17 protein-coding genes are annotated in these 15,997 nt (G+C 57.2%); 1 reads left to right on the top strand and 16 read right to left on the bottom strand.

Annotated elements, in window-relative coordinates:
* Positions 1-2: 2 nt before the first annotated feature.
* From ONB52_02435 to ONB52_02375, 13 genes are all read right to left on the bottom strand, one after another.
* Positions 3-308, bottom strand: a complete 306-nt coding sequence (locus tag ONB52_02435; protein ID MDZ7414999.1) for a PAAR domain-containing protein — start codon at positions 306-308, stop codon at positions 3-5.
* Between the two features lie 10 nt (positions 309-318).
* Complete coding sequence (locus ONB52_02430; protein MDZ7414998.1) at positions 319-954, bottom strand: phage baseplate assembly protein V; 636 nt, start codon at positions 952-954, stop codon at positions 319-321.
* Between the two features lie 30 nt (positions 955-984).
* The gene (locus ONB52_02425; GenBank protein MDZ7414997.1) at positions 985-2,115 is read right to left on the bottom strand and encodes a hypothetical protein; all 1,131 of its coding nucleotides are present in this window, start codon (positions 2,113-2,115) and stop codon (positions 985-987) included.
* A gap of 85 nt (positions 2,116-2,200) precedes the next feature.
* On the bottom strand, positions 2,201-2,869 hold the full coding sequence (locus tag ONB52_02420; protein MDZ7414996.1) for a LysM peptidoglycan-binding domain-containing protein: 669 nt from the start codon (positions 2,867-2,869) through the stop codon (positions 2,201-2,203).
* A 145-nt stretch (positions 2,870-3,014) separates the two neighbouring features.
* Positions 3,015-3,680 (bottom strand): hypothetical protein, encoded by a 666-nt coding sequence (locus ONB52_02415; GenBank protein ID MDZ7414995.1) that lies wholly within the window; start codon positions 3,678-3,680, stop codon positions 3,015-3,017.
* Positions 3,681-3,814: 134 nt separating this feature from the next.
* Positions 3,815-4,024: a hypothetical protein gene (locus ONB52_02410; protein ID MDZ7414994.1), complete on the bottom strand. Its 210-nt coding sequence runs from the start codon at positions 4,022-4,024 to the stop codon at positions 3,815-3,817.
* The gene (locus ONB52_02405; protein MDZ7414993.1) at positions 3,979-4,341 is read right to left on the bottom strand and encodes a phage tail assembly protein; all 363 of its coding nucleotides are present in this window, start codon (positions 4,339-4,341) and stop codon (positions 3,979-3,981) included. Before ONB52_02405 ends, ONB52_02410 begins: the two co-directional genes overlap by 46 nt.
* Positions 4,342-4,426: 85 nt before the next feature.
* A complete protein-coding gene (locus ONB52_02400) occupies positions 4,427-4,861 on the bottom strand; it encodes a phage tail protein (protein MDZ7414992.1) in 435 nt (144 codons plus the stop codon).
* A gap of 88 nt (positions 4,862-4,949) precedes the next feature.
* Positions 4,950-5,399 (bottom strand): phage tail protein, encoded by a 450-nt coding sequence (locus tag ONB52_02395; protein ID MDZ7414991.1) that lies wholly within the window; start codon positions 5,397-5,399, stop codon positions 4,950-4,952.
* 24 nt (positions 5,400-5,423) lie between these two features.
* Complete coding sequence (locus tag ONB52_02390) at positions 5,424-7,346, bottom strand: phage tail sheath subtilisin-like domain-containing protein (protein ID MDZ7414990.1); 1,923 nt, start codon at positions 7,344-7,346, stop codon at positions 5,424-5,426.
* 29 nt (positions 7,347-7,375) lie between these two features.
* Positions 7,376-8,209 carry a Pvc16 family protein gene (locus tag ONB52_02385; GenBank protein MDZ7414989.1) on the bottom strand — a complete coding sequence of 278 codons (834 nt, stop codon included), beginning with the start codon at positions 8,207-8,209 and terminating at the stop codon, positions 7,376-7,378.
* A 55-nt stretch (positions 8,210-8,264) separates the two neighbouring features.
* Complete coding sequence (locus tag ONB52_02380; GenBank protein MDZ7414988.1) at positions 8,265-8,402, bottom strand: hypothetical protein; 138 nt, start codon at positions 8,400-8,402, stop codon at positions 8,265-8,267.
* A gap of 66 nt (positions 8,403-8,468) precedes the next feature.
* Complete coding sequence (locus tag ONB52_02375) at positions 8,469-10,202, bottom strand: DUF4157 domain-containing protein (protein ID MDZ7414987.1); 1,734 nt, start codon at positions 10,200-10,202, stop codon at positions 8,469-8,471.
* Here ONB52_02375 and ONB52_02370 point away from each other — a divergent pair.
* The gene (locus ONB52_02370) at positions 10,201-10,845 is read left to right on the top strand and encodes a hypothetical protein (protein MDZ7414986.1); all 645 of its coding nucleotides are present in this window, start codon (positions 10,201-10,203) and stop codon (positions 10,843-10,845) included. The genes ONB52_02375 and ONB52_02370 overlap by 2 nt on opposite strands.
* Positions 10,846-11,038: 193 nt before the next feature.
* Here ONB52_02370 and ONB52_02365 read toward each other — a convergent pair whose 3' ends face one another.
* The 3 genes from ONB52_02365 to ONB52_02355 form a co-directional block, all read right to left on the bottom strand.
* Positions 11,039-13,309 carry an AAA family ATPase gene (locus ONB52_02365; protein ID MDZ7414985.1) on the bottom strand — a complete coding sequence of 757 codons (2,271 nt, stop codon included), beginning with the start codon at positions 13,307-13,309 and terminating at the stop codon, positions 11,039-11,041.
* A 487-nt stretch (positions 13,310-13,796) separates the two neighbouring features.
* Complete coding sequence (locus ONB52_02360) at positions 13,797-14,069, bottom strand: hypothetical protein (GenBank protein ID MDZ7414984.1); 273 nt, start codon at positions 14,067-14,069, stop codon at positions 13,797-13,799.
* Positions 14,070-14,322: 253 nt separating this feature from the next.
* Positions 14,323-15,687: a sigma-54 dependent transcriptional regulator gene (locus ONB52_02355; protein MDZ7414983.1), complete on the bottom strand. Its 1,365-nt coding sequence runs from the start codon at positions 15,685-15,687 to the stop codon at positions 14,323-14,325.
* Between the last annotated feature and the right edge of the window lie 310 nt (positions 15,688-15,997).

Here is a 15,997-nt window from a genome sequence, read left to right as displayed (position 1 = left end):
GACTAACCTCCAATAATAACCATTGGAAAACCCGCGGCGATGTTGTTTGGCCCGCCCCCGCCCTCGGTGATCGTGTCGCCCTGCCTGGCCGCAGGCAAATTGTTGATGAAGACGCTCGTACTGCCCTTGACCACAACGCCGCCCACATGCGGCACCGTGCCAGAGAACAAGGGACACACATGAACGTCTGCGGTTGCCCTCCATGCAGGCTGCCCGCCAATCAGTACATTGGGGCTTCCCCCTGGCCCCGAAGGACTCAACGGCGTTCCGTGACTGGTCATATCGCCGACTCGAGCTGCTGCTGGCATAATGCTTCTCCTAATTTATCTTCACGATCTTGCCCTGAATGCTGGTCGCCACTTTGCCATTGATATCAACTTTTGCCGCCTCCAGCTTGATCATCCCCTTCGCCTTCAGCTCGAGGCTCAGCGCCGCTTCAATGGTAATTGTGCCTGCCGTATTCAAAGTAACCTTCGCCGCGCCACCCAAAGTTGAGATTTCAATTTTCTCCGGAGCGATGGCGATCTTCTGCTTCGTGCTGCTGGTAATGGTGATGGTTTGCAGCGCGTCGTCAAATTCGACTTCGTGCCCCAGGCCGCCGGCCAGGCCGGTTTTGATCTTTCGCTTGACCAGCAAATCCGTCGGACTGGCGACCGGGGGGCTGTCGCGGGTACTCCAACTGCCGCCGACGATTTGGGCATCGTTGGGATCATCGTTGACAAAGTTGACCACCACTTCATCATCCGGCTGCGGGATATACATGATGCCCCGACTCGATCCGGCTCCCGACGAGGCCACGCGCGCCCAAACTTCTTCACCCAGGGAAGGAATGCGCACCAACACTTTCCCCTGCCGCAGCAAATCACAGTTGTTGATCACGACACCGGAAACAACCGACGGTCTTCTGCGCTCTTCTTCCCGCCGGGTGCCGGCTTCAAACAAGGTGATGGGCATCTTTATTTTCTCCCTTTGCGATATGAACAATCACGACAAAGTCTGTCCCTGCACCCGCACCAAACCGGAAATCCCTTTGGGCACTGGAATGGAGCCAAACCAGATTTCTTTGCGAACCTCAAAACTGGTTTTGTAACCGCTGCCATCAAATGAATGGATGGCCGAGGTGATTCGATAGAAACCGCTGAACTGGTGGCCCAAGCCTTCGAGATTGATGACTTCACCCGCCTTGATTTTGGGATTGCCGATCGTGCTGCCGCTGCCGGTGAGCCGGTTATTTAGTCGTGGCAGCAGCTCGCTGAGAATCTTTCGGGGAGCCAGCGCCGGCCCCCCCGCGTCGATCTTAAGAATGCTCTGGGCTTGTCCGCCAAGCAATTCCTGCAAGCTGCCGAGGCCGGGAAAGATCATGAGCTCAAAAGCCGCGCGATCAAAATTCCACGACAGGACGATCACCAGCTCCAACTTGATGCTCGGCAGCCAAACGCGCGTCGACACTCCTGCCACTTGCCCCACGGTGCTGAGCCGTGGCGTGAAGTCCATCAGGGATCCGCCCCGCTTCAGCGTCACCAAGGGCGAGTACTCCGGCAGCATAAATTTAAATCGCAGCATGTGCCCTCTGGGCTCCAAGGTATGATCGATGTACATCTCCCAGCCATTCTCTTTGGCAATTTTGCTGAGAAAATCAAAATCACTTTCGCCTTGTTGCAAACGAACAGCCCTTTTGGCCTCGAGGGGATCGATGGCATAGGCAATCAACAACGTCAAAAAGGATAACGCTGAGCCCACCGGGTCGAGAACTGGGACCAACAAATTCGTGCCCGCGACCAACGCTGCCACTGCAGGATCCGGGAGTGGAAAATTGCCAATGCAAGGAAGTCTCAGCATAAAAGCTCGATCTTTGGTGGCGGTGGTCAGCCTCTGCAAAAAATCATGAGCAGCAATCTTGATCGTCGGCATGCCGTTGCTCGGAAAAGAGGGCTCAACGCCGGTAATCTCACCGACGAAAACTTCCTCCAATGGATCCGGCGCATAGCCGATGGATAACGAAAACGAATTGTCCGCCTGCAGGAGCGGATGATCCAGCCAGCGCAAGTCCGGGTTGGCAAACGTTACCTCCACGCGATCGGCGCCTTCGATGCCGTCGGTGTAGCTCACGCTCATCACCGAAGCGCGCAGCGCCGCCGGAAGATTCGCGCCGTCGATCCGAATGTTGAACTCCGGCGCATAGTGCGGATACCGTGCCATCTCAGCGCATCACCTCCCCGCTTTCCGGATCAATAAACGGAAGTGCCGGGATTCGCAGCGGCTGCCCCACCGCGAGGAAGCGAGGATCGGAAATACCATTCGCGATGGCAAGGGGGCGCCACATTTGCGGATTTTCGTAAAACTTGCCGGCAATGCCGCTCAGGGTTTCCCCCTGGGTCACAATGTGCACTTTGCTGAAATCGGCCGAGCGGCGGCTGACTCTTTTGGCTTCGCGCTCAAGATCGACATATTCATTGAACGTGACAGTCAAGCGGGCGCGCACCGGCCGGCCATCGTCCCAGAACAGGATGAATTTCTGCGTCGCCTTCGCCAACACACAGCGAAATTGCAAAGACGCCCAGGAAAATCTCAGCACCGGCGGAGCATGCAGCTCCGGATCGATCTCCATCAGCTTGATGAAGCGGTTGGTGATGTCCCGCACGTCCGGCTTGGGCAAGGTGGCATTATCATACGTGTCAAAGAACAACTCCATGTCCAGCGTGCGCAGGTTGCCGTTGACAAATTGCAACAAAGGCGATGAAAGCCCGGGAATCGTTTGCGAAGCAAAGTTATTATCCTGGTTGAGGGTGTATTCCTCCGGATTGAAGAGGACGACGAATTCCACTCTCGGGTTGTGCTCCACCTTGATGCTTGCTTTGACCAGTCCCATCCGTTTCCTCATTCATATTGGTTTTGGTCACTCAAAACGTAAAGCCTCGGTTGGCGGTTGACGACTATCCATGGTCCTGCTGGAAGCATTTTAATGCCGTAGCGCCGGCTTCCAGCCTGCAGGCAGGCAAGATGCCTGCGCTACGTTAAAACAGTTTTCCCATGCGCTCCCGGTACGCAATCAGCCGATGGTCAAGCTGGCGAATCACTTGTTCGGTCAACTGATCGAGGTTGATTGCGGGCGCTGAAGCTGCCTGCGGCCACGTGCGTGTGCCGGCCTTGGTGAGAGGCTGAGATTCCATTGCGGTTCGCTCTGCCGCTGAAGGGCGGTCTTGATGATGCTGAACGAGTTGTCGCGCGACCGTAGAACTTTGCATTCTCTCTTCCACTCTTTGCCTTTCATGGACAACCCGGCGCAGAATCCGCAGGCTCTCTTCCACGAGCAGACTCGAACGATTCACCTGTAATACCCCATTGATTCTATCCGCGCGACCAAAGACCTGTTGCCAAGGCGCTCCATCTCTTCCTCCGATCTCACGGTTGCTGAATGTGCTTCGGCCAGAGCTGGAGCCAAGAGGGTTAAGAAAGATCACCCGATTACCGGCCTGACCGCGAGCCTGAACAGAAGGCGAGGCGATACGTCGAGCATTCACTCCGGCATAAGCCGGCGGGAGAACGGGGCGCTCTTTCCAAACCGTCTGCCGCAGGATCGGTGCAATCGCCAGGTTGATTTGTGGAGCGAGCTTCCAGGCGTGGCTCTGCCAGCGCTGGCAGTGGAGATAAAGTCGCGCGAGCGGTTGGAACAAAATCATCGCCCGCGCCCCATGGCGCAAAGGAATTCGTCCGTGCCGTTCGGTCAAAGACCGAGTCCAGCGCGTCCACCGCTGCGAAGGATTGCCCCGCCCGGGCAACCCCTGCCAACGCGAGATTGCCCGAATCATTGCCTTCATGCCCTGGCGCTTTCGTTCATGCGTTGATTGATGACCGAAATCTCCTCGACCCAGCGCCGTCGTTCGGCGTGCTCCAAATTGAGTATTGCTTCGTACGGCCAATGAAAGTGATAAGCCACAAAGGCTACCTCCTCGTACAGCGCCGCGAGGGGGTAGCCGGCTACCCCCCCGCGACGTTCAGCTCCACCTCGAACGTATGCGCACATTTGGGGCAGGCGGCTTCCACGCTGGCCTTGCCGTTGCGATTGACGCGGTTGTAAAACTCCTGCAAGTAAGCCAAATCCGCCGCGTACAATCCCTCAATCACTTTGGGGTTGATATTTTCAATGCTGCCCAGCCGCACGATGACGCGCGAGAGCAAGATGATGATCAGATATGCCTGGTTGTTTTGCACCCGCGCGTCGCGCAGAGGCAAAATCTCATCCGCGGCGGTGGCCAGGCGCATCACACCATCGCGATGCAAACTGCCGTCACCATCCTGATACCCGATCGGCAGGGTGAATTCAAATTCGGTTTGGATCATGGTTTTTAGTTTTTGGTTGCTGGTTGCCGGTTGAATTGACTTTCCCCAATCGCCCTTTTCCCCTCTCTTTCCCCCTTCTCCCTCTCTACGCTCTTTCCAATCCCTCATGCGCAATCTCGAGTGTCTCAATGGCGACTTCATTGCCCTTGGCAGTGAAAGCCGGGCCTTCCCACTTGGTCGGCCAGCCGTTGCGAAAATTCCAGCGCACTGTTTCGTTGCCTTCGAGATCGAGCACGACAATGCTGCCGGTCCTGCGCCGGATTCTTCCATTCACCACGTCACGATACCAATCATACAAGTCGCGCGAATTCGTCAGGCCCCATTTGAGCGTAATATTGTTTTGCTTGGTGCGACCCACGAATTTGTGCGAAGCGTGATTCACGCCGCCTTCATTGACTTCAACCGGTTCGGTGGTCGCCCCAAAGCCGGAGCAATCCGTGAAACCGGCCTGGGTGATGCCGTCAAACTCGACGTAAAAATTGAAATTGCGCAAGGGGTCCGCGCGTTGTCCAGTGGGCATAGACTGACTCTCCGGTTTTGATAGTTCCTAATGCCTTTCGGCACCCTCTTTTGCTGCATGCCCGACCCTGAAGGGGCTACCACGAAACTTACGCCCTTTCCACCCCTTCATGCGCGATCTCCAGCGTCTCGACCGCCACGTCGTTGCCCTTCGAGGTGAAATCCGGGCCGTCCCATTTCGTCGGCCAGCCGTTGCGAAAATTCCAGCGCACCGCTTCGTTGCCTTCGAGATCGAGCACGACGATGCTGCCGTTCTTGCGCACAACCTTGCCTTTGCCGATGTCGCGGTACCAGTCGTACAACTCCCTTGAATCGGTCAGGCCCCACTTGAGCATGATGTTGTTATATTTGGTCATGCCCGGCAGTTTGCGCATGGTTTTGGGATCCTGCCCGGGGTTCTCGTTGCCTTCACGATATTCGATGGGATCGGTGTTCGCTCCGAAGCCGGAGCAATCCATGAATCCCGCCTGCGTAATGCCGTCGATCTCGACCAGAAAATTGAAATTGCGATAGGGATCGACGCGTTGAGCGGTTGGCATATTCTTCTCCTTGCTTGCGTTGGTTTATTCTTCTACGGTCGGTCCACCCGGTTCTTGAATAATCCGGAACACAACGAACTCAGCGGGCGTGGTGGGAAAGACGACGACTTCGATAATAAGCTGCCCCAAAGCGCGCACACTCGGCGGGTTCAATTCCTCATCGACCCGCACCCGGAACGCTTCCTCCGGGCTGGCGCCAAACAGGGCTCCGTCACGCCAGACGCGAGTGAGAAAATCCGTGACTTGCCGTTTCACCTTTTCCCAAAGCCCGAGCTCGTTCGGCTCGAACACCGCGAATTGCGTGCCTTCCTGAATGGATTCCTCGATGAAGAGCATGAGCCGACGCACGTTGACGTAGCGCCACTGCGTGCGGTCCCTGGGAGCAATCGTGCGCGCGCCCCACACCCGAAAGCCGCTGCCCGGGAAAAACCGCAGGACGTTGATGCCATTTTCATTCACCGGGCCCTGCTCCTCGTCGGTGAGTGTTCTTTCCAATTCCAGCACCCCGCGAATCGGCTCGTTCGCCGGTGCTTTATGAACACCGCGGGTGCCGTCGGTGCGCGCGTAGACACCGGCAACATGGCCCGAAGGCGGCACCTTGATACGCCCGGAGGCAACCGGATTGGCAATATAAATCCACGGATAGTACAGCGCGGCATAGCCATTGTCGGAGCTCAAGTTGTTGCGCTGTGTAAGAAGGCCATTTGAAGGGGTGGCATTCGGCAGTGGATCCAGAATCGCAAAGCGATCTTGCATTTTCTCACAATGCGCGATCATATAGGCTTGAATCTCCTGATCGGTGCGGTCGGGAACGCAAAGGAGGTTGACGTCGTCCACCCTTTCCAGCGCATCAATCGCACTCTTATAGTGTGTCGGCTGAATTTGCGAAAGGTCGTCATCCTGTCCGCCAGTCAGCACCGGGGCCGCGATCACCGCGGGACGATTATCCGGTGGCAAGGTCGGATTCGGCGGATCGACAAGCGCCACTTCCACGCTGGCAGAATTCACCACTTTCGCAAAGTAACGGCTGTGGCGCGGGTCCATGGCAAGATTCGGAAAGTTTTCGGCGCCCAGGCCCGGTGTAGTAATGATGAGCGTAAATTCCAATGTCTGGAGATTCACCGCTGCATCGGTGGAGGCCATGGTGTAGGTGTTGGTGAGACCGGAAGCAAGTGTAATGAAATGGTTCACACGCTCGACCGACTGCACCACGCGCGCTTCCGTGGTTGCGCCTTGCGCAATGCTAACATACGAGCCAGGCTCAATGCCGGTAGTGGTGCCGATGCGGATTTGGGTCTGCCCGGGGATGAGGTTGGCGATGCGGATCGTGCCGCCTGAGTAGGTGTTACTCAGGTTCGCTTGAAATGTGATCGTCGTGCCACTGATACTGGCAATTGTTGTCCGCTCATTGGTTCCGCCTTGTTCCAGGAAGACGGTGTCACCGGGTCGGAAATTCGCGGCGTCACCTGCTGCGGTAACGGTGGCTTGATTATTCGACGCGGCAGACAAGGTGGCCTGCGCCCTTACCACGGCAACCGTGGCAACGATACTGGCATCCTGCACTTCAACCGTGATCGCGTTGCCGGTAACGCCTTCTTCCTTCGCCGTAACGACAAGTGCCGGGCGTGCCGTTGGTGTGCCGCGGTCGTTCAACGTGCGCGACGCCCGCACCGCCGTGCCGACGCGCACGAAGTAGCAGCTTGTCCCACCGTTGTCGAAGAACCCGCGCACCGCATGGGTGACATACACCATCGGCGCCGTGATATAGCCGCCGAAGGCATTTTGGAACTGTGTGAGATTTGTCAGAAACGTGGGTATAGTGAGAGGACCTTTTTCCGCTGGGCCGATGAAGGCGGCGGTGCTGGTCCCGACTCCGGCAATCGGGCCGGGCACTTGCACTTCCTCGAGGTAAACGCCCGGCGCTTTGTTGATCGGGTTGAATGGCATGGTATTCCCTCTTTCTTAAAATGTTTTCATTAAAGCGGGGTTAAAATGATCTCATAATCCTCCGGCCGGCCCGGCACAGGCACGGACTGGGTTTTGGGCGCAAACCCGACCGCCACCACACGGATGGTGCGGGTGCCAACCGGCACGCGCGGAAAGGAGTAGCGTCCCTCGGCATCTGTTGGTGTCCGCAATCCGGCATCGATGATGTCCACGAGCGCATTGGCAATACCCTGGCCCGTAGGATTGAGCACGCGGCCGCCGATTTGTATCCAGGTCTCGTCAATCACACCGGCGCCGGCATCAGTGCCGGTGGAATGTGTCGTTACCAGCGGGCCTGCGATTTTTACGCCGGAGTCCATCGCAATCGTCACCAGCAGATTAAAGGAAGGCCGTGGCGGTTGCCCCAGTGCGGTCCAAAACTCGCCCATGCTCTTTTCGCCATTCGGCAGCGCCACCTCGGTGCGATGGGGAAACGGCGGATTCTGCAAGCTGCCGACGAGATAGCGATCGGGAATGACCGGAAAGCGGCTGAGCCATTGCAGGGCCTGGCTGAGCAGTCGATGCTCTCTCTTGGCTTTCTCCTCGCCACTGCCATCCCCCCAGGCCGTAACCATATAGGAGCAGTCAACCCGCAGCGGCGGTGTACGACGGACATAGCTCGTTCCGCTCTTTTCAATAATCGGCACCGGATCGCGCAGCACGCGGTTCTCATGCACATTGTAAAGAAAAAGATTGAGGGTGGGCCTGTCGGGCAAAAAGGTTTTGTCCGGCAGCAAAAAGCTCACCTCGGCGCTCTCGAGATCATCCGGAGCCTCGGCGTCATCGAGAATATTTTTCAAGGTGTCGTCAAGATCGCGGAACATGGAATGTCATTTTTCTATTGTTTGCTCTGCTTTATTTCAATCTTGAAGTTCAAGATCAAAGGAAAATCCCCGTTGCCAAGGCCAGCGGCAAAAGCCCCAACTGCTTGGCGCGAAAATCGGCGATCGCATGAGAACTGCGGCAGACTTCCTGATAGGCTGTCAAGAGGGCTTGTTGTTTGCCATCATCAGTCATGATTCTCTCTGGCAGTTTGAGCAGTCTAGTCGAGTGCTTGGTAACGCCGCGGTTCAGGCTGAAGCATCAGGGGACCATGAGCTCTGTATACGTTACTGTGGTCGTCACACCAGGATGCAAGATGTCCAACCGATTGTCCTGCACCTCAACGATTGGCGGATCGATCACCTCGCGAACCATCGCAATCTGGAGCATGTGGAGTACTGGCGTTTCGGGCATCCAGCCGAGCAACGGCACATACCGGCTGTAGTCTTTCGCCTCGATTTTCACTCTCATGTAGACCGGCTTCAATGGATCTTCACGCTTGAGCCGCTGAGCCCAGGGCATCGCGCCATGCCGGGCCTTGTCTATCGCGGCCTCCAGATCCTTCTCCAGCCGCCTGCGCACTAGGTACTCCAGCCCGGCAAAGACCAGTGCAACACCGAGCGCCTTACCGCCGGCCTGCAGACCCGCCTTCCAAGTAGACGACGGGCGGACAGGTGGAGCCACGACCGGGGGTGGTTGGACAACAGGTGCAGGACCGGGTGTCGGAAGCGGCTTCACGGTCGGCACGAGGGTTGACGGCGGTGTCGTGGCGGCGGGTGGCTTTACTGGTGTGGTGGCGACAGGGGGAGTCTTCGGCTTCGGCTCGGGTAGGTGTTGAACGCCGACGGATTGCAAGCGCCTAGTGACACCAGTTGATCGTCCACCGACGGTCGTCACGACGAGCTTGACGTCATTTGGCAACGGCTTGCCAGCGGCGAGCGCAGCCTTGAGGGCCCGTAGCCGTCCAAGCAAACGGATACGTCCAGGAACGTCCTTTGCCGCCTCGACCCGCTGGATGAGTCCGTCCAGGTTCTTGGGGAGGTTCCGGGTAGGATCAATAGCTGTCGCGCTGCTAACATTACCCTGCCTGCCCAGGGACTTGTTGTCGACGAGGTGGATCTCCCCGGTGCGTGTGTTGTAGGCGACGGCGTCAAAACCGCGTTCGGTCACGCCATGGCCGGCCGATCCGCCCGGCCCCTCGAAGAGGATCCAGCCCTCCTCGCGCCGGTAATGTATGAAACCCATGCCTTGTTCACCCGCGTAGCCGCGGGCGTGACGAGGGTCCATCCGCTGCCGAGCTACCCCGACAGTTGCGCCGCTGTTTTGCTGCACCACGTGTGTCAATTCGTGGGCAAGGAGCCGTTGCCCCTCGTACGTCCCCGGCGCAAACTGGCCCGTATTAAAAACGATGTGCTGAGCCACGGTATAGGCGCGAGCGTTCATATCTCGTGCAGACTGCTCGGCGACTGTATCCGAATGCACCCGCACGTGAGAAAAATCATGTGCGAAGCGCGCTTCCATGAACCCGCGCGTGGCCGGGTCGAGCGGCTGACCGGGTGAGCGCAAAACATCGAGGGCGAGGGACGGTTCTGCACTCAGCTCGAGAGCAGATGACCTGGCGTGCTTGGTCAGTAAGCGCTGATGCCCTTGAGCGAGTTTCTCCGTCTGACGCTTGGGGCAGCCCCCACTGCAGGGGCACGTGCGCTGCATCTGCGGCTCAGACATGCGCATCACCTGTTCAGCCACACGATCCGCTTCTTGCTCATATCGATCTCCAGGCTGGTTGATCGCGAGTTTTGCTTGAATCCTTGAAAAACGGCTCATGCTCAAATTAAGCATGTGCCCAAACGCCCGGTTGCCAATAGTTCGCTGCAAAAACATAACATCGGATTCTGAGCCATGGTCGGCAGGCTGGCGCTTCGAATTCTGCAGGCTTCGCTGAGTTTGCCTGACGCTTTTTTCCTTCGCAGCTCTTGTTGAAAAGAACCCAACCATGCTAATTTTTCTCCTCGGCCAAAGCCGAGCCTTTCTGCTCCAAATTCGATGGCCAATCCGGCTCATTAATTTGCGGATTCACCACCTTGTTCTCAAAATCCAGCCATATCCGTTTATCCTGCCGGCAATCAAAAGCCCGGCAGGGCACTGGCCGATGAGGATGAATCGTGCAACATTTCTTCTCGCGGTGCCAATGCTGACAGCAACCGTCCGGGCCCCTGGCGATGAGATACGGCGCGGAAAAATCCCAGCGCACGACGCCTTCTTCCACATCCTGCTTCGAGAGCGCAAAACGCAATTTGCAACAGGCGGCGTGGCACAGGTGAATCCGATTTTCGCAGCCGATTGGGACTTCGCCCTCGAACTTGTATTTGTCGTACTCCGGTTTCTGATACACCATGCCCATGCCGCGCTCGGAGAATTTTTCCACCAGATTGGCGGCAACTTGCTTTTTGCGCCCATCCAGCTCGGCGAGATCGAGCAAGCCTTTTTGATTGAGCAGATCAATCGCCGCATAGAGGAACGAGGCGACTTCCAAAAGCTTGCCGGTATTCGCGTCGGCGAGAAAATGCGCGTAGCGCAGGCCTTCGGCCACCTCATGGCGGTCGGCGACGCCATTGCTGGTTTGGCCATTCACTTTTGATGCGATTGGCGATGGGTTTTGAAAGTTTTCGATCAGCTCGTCCATCACCAAGTGCCGTCCGCGAACTGTGTCACTCTGAAAGAATCCCTGCTCGTAACGATTGTGTTCATGCAGAAAAAGATTCCCACGGGATGACCCGCCCGCTCTTTTCTTTGCAGCTCCCTTTTCGTTGCAAGCCCGGTTTGGTGCAAGCTCAACACATACCGACCTGCGCGAATTCACTTTCGTTGATCACCTTGCCCATCTTCTGAAACTCGCGCCGGGTCGCCTGCAGCAAATGCTTCATCGTGACCATCTGCCCATTCTCTGCCGCCAAAAACGCCGCCGCGAGGGCAATGTTGCGAATGTTGCCGCCGGTGAGCTTGAACTGCCGGGCGATGAAATTGAAATCGACTTCCGGCGCCACCAGCGTTGCCTTTGGCCAGATGCCCTGCCAGATGCGCCGGCGATATTCCTCGTTGGGAAACGGAAACTCCACAATGAACCGGATGCGCCGCGTGAACGCCTCGTCCAGATTTTGCCGCAAATTGGTGGCAAGAATGGTGATGCCTTCGTACTCTTCCATTTTTTGCAGGAGATACGCGATCTCGATATTGGCATAGCGGTCATGGGAATCGCGCACTTCGGAGCGTTTGCCGAACAGGGCATCGGCCTCATCGAAAAACAGGATGGCGTTGCTGTGCTCCGCTTCCGTAAAAATGCGGTTGAGATTCTTTTCGGTCTCACCGATGTATTTGCTCACCACGGCCGAGAGATCAATTTTGTAGAGATCGAGGCCGAGGTCGTTGGCGATCACCTCGGCGGCCATGGTTTTGCCGGTGCCGCTGGGGCCGGCAAAAAGCGCGGCGAGTCCGCGTCCCAGCGCGAGTTTGTTGCCAAAGCCCCATTCGCCCATCACGGTTTGCCGATGCTTCACTTGATTGGCCAGCTCACGCAACTGCGTCATTTGATCCTCGGGCAGCACCAACTCGCTCCAGCGATATTTTGGTTCGATTTTGCGCGCCAGCGCGACGAGCTTGGGCTGCGACTGCACCCGGCTGCTCGCCAACAGGTCGTCGAGAGTCACCTGGCCTTGTTCGGGATCACGCACGAGCGCCGCTTGTTGGGCGCGGCGCACGGCGCGGGCAATCTGGCCACCGGTGAGATCGAATCGCGCCGTCAGCTCATCGAGGTGGGGCCAATCATTTTCCGCCAAGATGCCATCGAGATGGATTTCCCACAGTTTTTTTTGCGCGGCGTAATCGGGCGCTGGAATTTCTATAGCGTAAATGGTCGCGAGATCAAGCAGCTCGGCCGGCAACGGATTTTCACTCCCCAGAAAAGTGAGCCAGCTCAATTCGCGCAATTCCTGCATCAACATGGTCAAATGGGTGATATTTTCGCCATCGGCGTTTTCCAGCTTTTCGAGATGGTCGAAATACACCGCGCACGGTTGCAGCAAGCCTTCGCGCAAAATCAGCCGGATTTTTTCCACAAAATTTTCCGGTGCGCGCAGCAGCGACCGCACATCGACGACCGCCAAGCCCACGCCGGCCTCGCCGCACAAGGTGCGCGCCACGGTCTTTTTCCCAACGCCGGATCGGCCATAAAGATACAGAATGGGACGCTGGCCGGTGGCATCATTCAAATGCGTTTGCAGGAGCTTTTGCAGGCGATGCTGCAAGGCGGCAGGAACAACAATGTTCTTCCACGGCAGCGGCGGAAAAAAACACAGGTGCGGCAACACACGCGGATCCGGCGCCTGATTGCCCAGCACATATTGCACGATTCGCGCATCGGCACGCAGGAAATGCTGCGCTGCTGAAGTGCCGGCCTCACTTTCCGCGCTTTCGAGCAGGCCGTAATGGCGCAGCCGCGAGCCGGAAGAGAAGTGCGGCAAAAGCCGCAAACGCTCTTCCGGGCCCGGCGAGAGCAAGCCGAGAATCAAATCCACGCTGGGGAATTTTTTGGCGACGTCGTTCTGCAGATAAGCGTAAAGTTTTTCATACCGCGCGTCGATGAGCGGTGCGAGGCAAATCACCAGCGCCTGCTGCTCAAATTCGCTCAGATGAAAGCTGCGGGCCAGATGAACGAGCGGCAGGTGAACATTTCGGGTCAGGGCCTCTTGAACCCGCCGCCCAATCTCTTGGCGCAAATCCTGTGCTTGCTGCATCAGCTTCGCCATGTGCTTGCCCCGCTCGTCGTCGCTACGCAAGCTGTCTGCTTCAAAAATCCCAGCCATGAGCAACGCATCAATCTCCTCGTCCGCAATAAAGACATCGCGAAAGCTTTTTACCCGGTCATAAAAATCCACCCGGCGCAGGCGCAACACGTGGGCGGCCAATAGCCGGTTGAGCCAGCGCAGCTCGTCGAGCAAGAGTGCATGGGCATGCTCGTAGGGCAATGCCGGTCGTTGCTTCAGTAGCTTCACCGGCGCAGATTGTGCCGGCCGCCCGGCACTGGACTTTTTGTAAAAGAGATTCATGAGTTTGTTTCAGAGCTGTGCAAAACAACTCGGGCGCCACAGTCGGATTTGACTCAAGGTGATGCGATTGCTGTTTGACAACCCGCAACATTCACGCCATCCCAAACAGTGTTGTGGCGACGAGATAAGTGCTTTGTTTGCAGAAGAGACATTCGCTGCGGCGGACGTGAGGGCCAACCATCTGAGGTGTGCGCGCCTCAGTTGCACCGGCCCAGGCATGGTATTACTCCGCAGAATTATCCCACCCGTGAAGTTTTTTGACCCGTCAGGCTGACAGGAACACAAAGCAATACCAGCCTGGCGCGCTTTGCGGCCTGGCGGTTGATAGATTTGGTTGTGGCTGTGCCCATGCTACGGTATTACCCGGAAGGAACTATTACGATCGCGAAGTTTTTTGGTGTATGCTTCCAGCTTGCTTTGACTTGCAGGTTGGAAGCATGCGTTACGCGATCTGTTGATTTAGTGGAAGCATCCCGAGTTTCGGCTGTTATTTCTTGCATTGCTGCCGCCAAGTCTGCTCGAACAGGTCGAGCGCGTGTGGCACATTACACTCGGCGGCCAACTGGTAGAGATGTCGGCGCTTCACCAGAATGCCCTCGCGCAGCAAGACTGCAAGCGCCTGTTCCACGGCATCTCTGTCCTCCCCCACCCACCACTGGGCGATGCCCCTGGCGCTGTCCTTAGCCTGGGGATGGTCACGAAGGTAGTGCAGAATCGCGATGGCGATGCGGTACGTCTCGTTTGGGGAGCGTCTCTTCAAGTTGCTTGCTTGTTTCCGGGTCGGCTCACGGCTCATGTTGCGTCAGCAACATCGTTATGCGATGACAGGCGGGCAACATCCAGACCATGAAATTGGCCTGCAGGAAAACCGCAATTAAGGCGGGATTCTTTGCTCCGGGGAGCAAACTGCACGGGCGGGGAAAAGAGGGTATGAGGTGCAAACGCCTCGGTGCGAACACAGCATGCCGGCAAAACAACCATTTCGCCGGCCAGCAGACTGAGGTGTGAGAACCTCAGGAAACAGGTGAATAGCGGTGGCGCGGAGAGACGATCCCATATTTCTTGAGCAAGTGTGCCAGATTTTTGCGGTGAATCTTGGCGAGACGGGCAGCAGCGCTGAGATTGCCCTCCGTCAGCTTCATCAGTTTTTGCAGGTAGGTGATATCGCATTGGGCGAGCGCTTCCCGCCTGACTTCCATGAGCGGCTGCACGGCCTCGGGATCAGAACCGGCAAAAGGCGCGCCGGTTTCCCAGCCGGGCTGTTGTGCGAGCAGCAGCGACCTGATCTTGTTTTCCAGTTCGCGTACATTGCCCGGCCAGTCATAATTTAACCAGTCGCACAGCACGTGTTCGGGGATGGTCGGAGCCGGCTCCGTCGCGGGTGACGAATACTTTTCGAGAAAATGAAAGGCCAGCGCGGGAATATCGGCCTTGCGTTCGCGCAGGGGTGGCACAATGATTTTCACTCCCTCCAGGCGATAATACAGATCCTGGCGGAATTCCCGCTGCCGCACCGCCTCCGCCAGGTCGCGATTGCTGGCGGCGATGACCTGCACATCCACAGTGATATATTTCGTCTGACCCAGTGGTCGGTACTGATGCTCTTGTAAGAAGCGGAGAAATTTGGCCTGCACACTCAGCGGCAGCGCTTCGATTTCATCGAGAAAGAGTGTGCCGCCCGCAGCCTCTTGAATCAAGCCGATGGCGGAAGCGTTGGCGCCGGTGTAGGCGCCACGGCCGTGACCAAACAATTCGTTCTCGCTGAGATGCTCCGGCAAGGCGCCGCAATCAACCGTCACAAACGACTGTCCGGCGCGCGGGCCCAGATAATGAATCGCGCGGGCGATTAATTCTTTACCGGTGCCGGTTTCACCGGTGAGCAGGATTGTTGCTCCGGCATCACCCAACTGCGGCAGCCGGCAAATAATCTCGCGCATCGCCCTGCTTCTGGCGACAATCTGGCGTTGCCGCATTTCGCGGTGCAGCCGTTCCTGCAGCGCGCACAATTGATGCACGGCGGCGCTCTTCTGGAAGAGCCGGGTGCACACAGCAGTCATTTGGTGCTCGTTGTGTGGCGGAGAAATGATTTCATCGATACCGAGAGCGGCATGATCCGCCAGCCCGGCCGCCACCTCGTGGGGAGCAATCAGAACAACGGTGGCTGCGGGATTGATCCTGCTGAATTCCTGGAAAAATTGTTGCCGGAGAGCGATCGCCCGCCATTCGACGATGAGCAGGTTGAAGTGGTGGAGTTGAACGGGTGGGCAGTCTAAAGCGTTGTCGAAGCTGGAAACCTGACAGCCGGCGCTCGCCTGCAGCGCGTGGCGCAATGATCGGTTGAGCTGGCTATCCTGCGCAATCATACCGATTTGGCACATCTCTTTTTCTCCTCTGTGTGAAACCGATGCGGAAGAAAAACGGCACGAACAACGCAAGAGTCGGCATGCCGGCCCGTTGGAGATGTTTGGCAAAGGCGGTCGCAAAGCGCCACTGCACACGACCGCTTTGCCCCCGTGTGCAGGATGCGAGCGTGAGTGAAGAAAGCCCCACTAACAAAGATACAGTTTCGTGAAAGTTTTCTTCAGGAAAGTGCAAAGATCTGGAAAAAGCACACAACGATCGCCACTGCCGGCGCAAGCGCCGCCGCCGGGGCGGGCAGCAGGACCCTGTTGCTTTTCTCCGGGAGTT

Source organism: candidate division KSB1 bacterium, assembly GCA_034506255.1.
In the GTDB taxonomy this organism is placed as follows: Bacteria; Zhuqueibacterota; Zhuqueibacteria; order Zhuqueibacterales; family Zhuqueibacteraceae; genus Coneutiohabitans; species Coneutiohabitans thermophilus.
Note: the sequence above shows the minus strand (reverse complement) of the source record. Positions and strands in the feature narration are given on the sequence as shown.

Excerpts from the sequence above, each read along its gene's own strand:
- ONB52_02380 (MDZ7414988.1), bottom strand. The coding sequence starts at position 8,402 with ATGACTGATGATGGCAAACAACAAGCCCTCTTGACAGCCTATCAGGAA.
- ONB52_02435 (MDZ7414999.1), bottom strand. The coding sequence starts at position 308 with ATGCCAGCAGCAGCTCGAGTCGGCGATATGACCAGTCACGGAACGCCG.
- ONB52_02425 (MDZ7414997.1), bottom strand. The coding sequence starts at position 2,115 with ATGAGCGTGAGCTACACCGACGGCATCGAAGGCGCCGATCGCGTGGAG.
- ONB52_02415 (MDZ7414995.1), bottom strand. The coding sequence starts at position 3,680 with ATGATTTTGTTCCAACCGCTCGCGCGACTTTATCTCCACTGCCAGCGC.
- ONB52_02390 (MDZ7414990.1), bottom strand. The coding sequence starts at position 7,346 with ATGCCATTCAACCCGATCAACAAAGCGCCGGGCGTTTACCTCGAGGAA.
- ONB52_02405 (MDZ7414993.1), bottom strand. The coding sequence starts at position 4,341 with ATGATCCAAACCGAATTTGAATTCACCCTGCCGATCGGGTATCAGGAT.
- ONB52_02410 (MDZ7414994.1), bottom strand. The coding sequence starts at position 4,024 with ATGTGCGCATACGTTCGAGGTGGAGCTGAACGTCGCGGGGGGGTAGCC.
- ONB52_02430 (MDZ7414998.1), bottom strand. The coding sequence starts at position 954 with ATGCCCATCACCTTGTTTGAAGCCGGCACCCGGCGGGAAGAAGAGCGC.
- ONB52_02355 (MDZ7414983.1), bottom strand. The coding sequence starts at position 15,687 with ATGTGCCAAATCGGTATGATTGCGCAGGATAGCCAGCTCAACCGATCA.
- ONB52_02365 (MDZ7414985.1), bottom strand. The coding sequence starts at position 13,309 with ATGAATCTCTTTTACAAAAAGTCCAGTGCCGGGCGGCCGGCACAATCT.
- ONB52_02375 (MDZ7414987.1), bottom strand. The coding sequence starts at position 10,202 with ATGGTTGGGTTCTTTTCAACAAGAGCTGCGAAGGAAAAAAGCGTCAGG.
- ONB52_02370 (MDZ7414986.1), top strand. The coding sequence starts at position 10,201 with ATGCTAATTTTTCTCCTCGGCCAAAGCCGAGCCTTTCTGCTCCAAATT.
- ONB52_02420 (MDZ7414996.1), bottom strand. The coding sequence starts at position 2,869 with ATGGGACTGGTCAAAGCAAGCATCAAGGTGGAGCACAACCCGAGAGTG.
- ONB52_02395 (MDZ7414991.1), bottom strand. The coding sequence starts at position 5,399 with ATGCCAACCGCTCAACGCGTCGATCCCTATCGCAATTTCAATTTTCTG.
- ONB52_02385 (MDZ7414989.1), bottom strand. The coding sequence starts at position 8,209 with ATGTTCCGCGATCTTGACGACACCTTGAAAAATATTCTCGATGACGCC.
- ONB52_02400 (MDZ7414992.1), bottom strand. The coding sequence starts at position 4,861 with ATGCCCACTGGACAACGCGCGGACCCCTTGCGCAATTTCAATTTTTAC.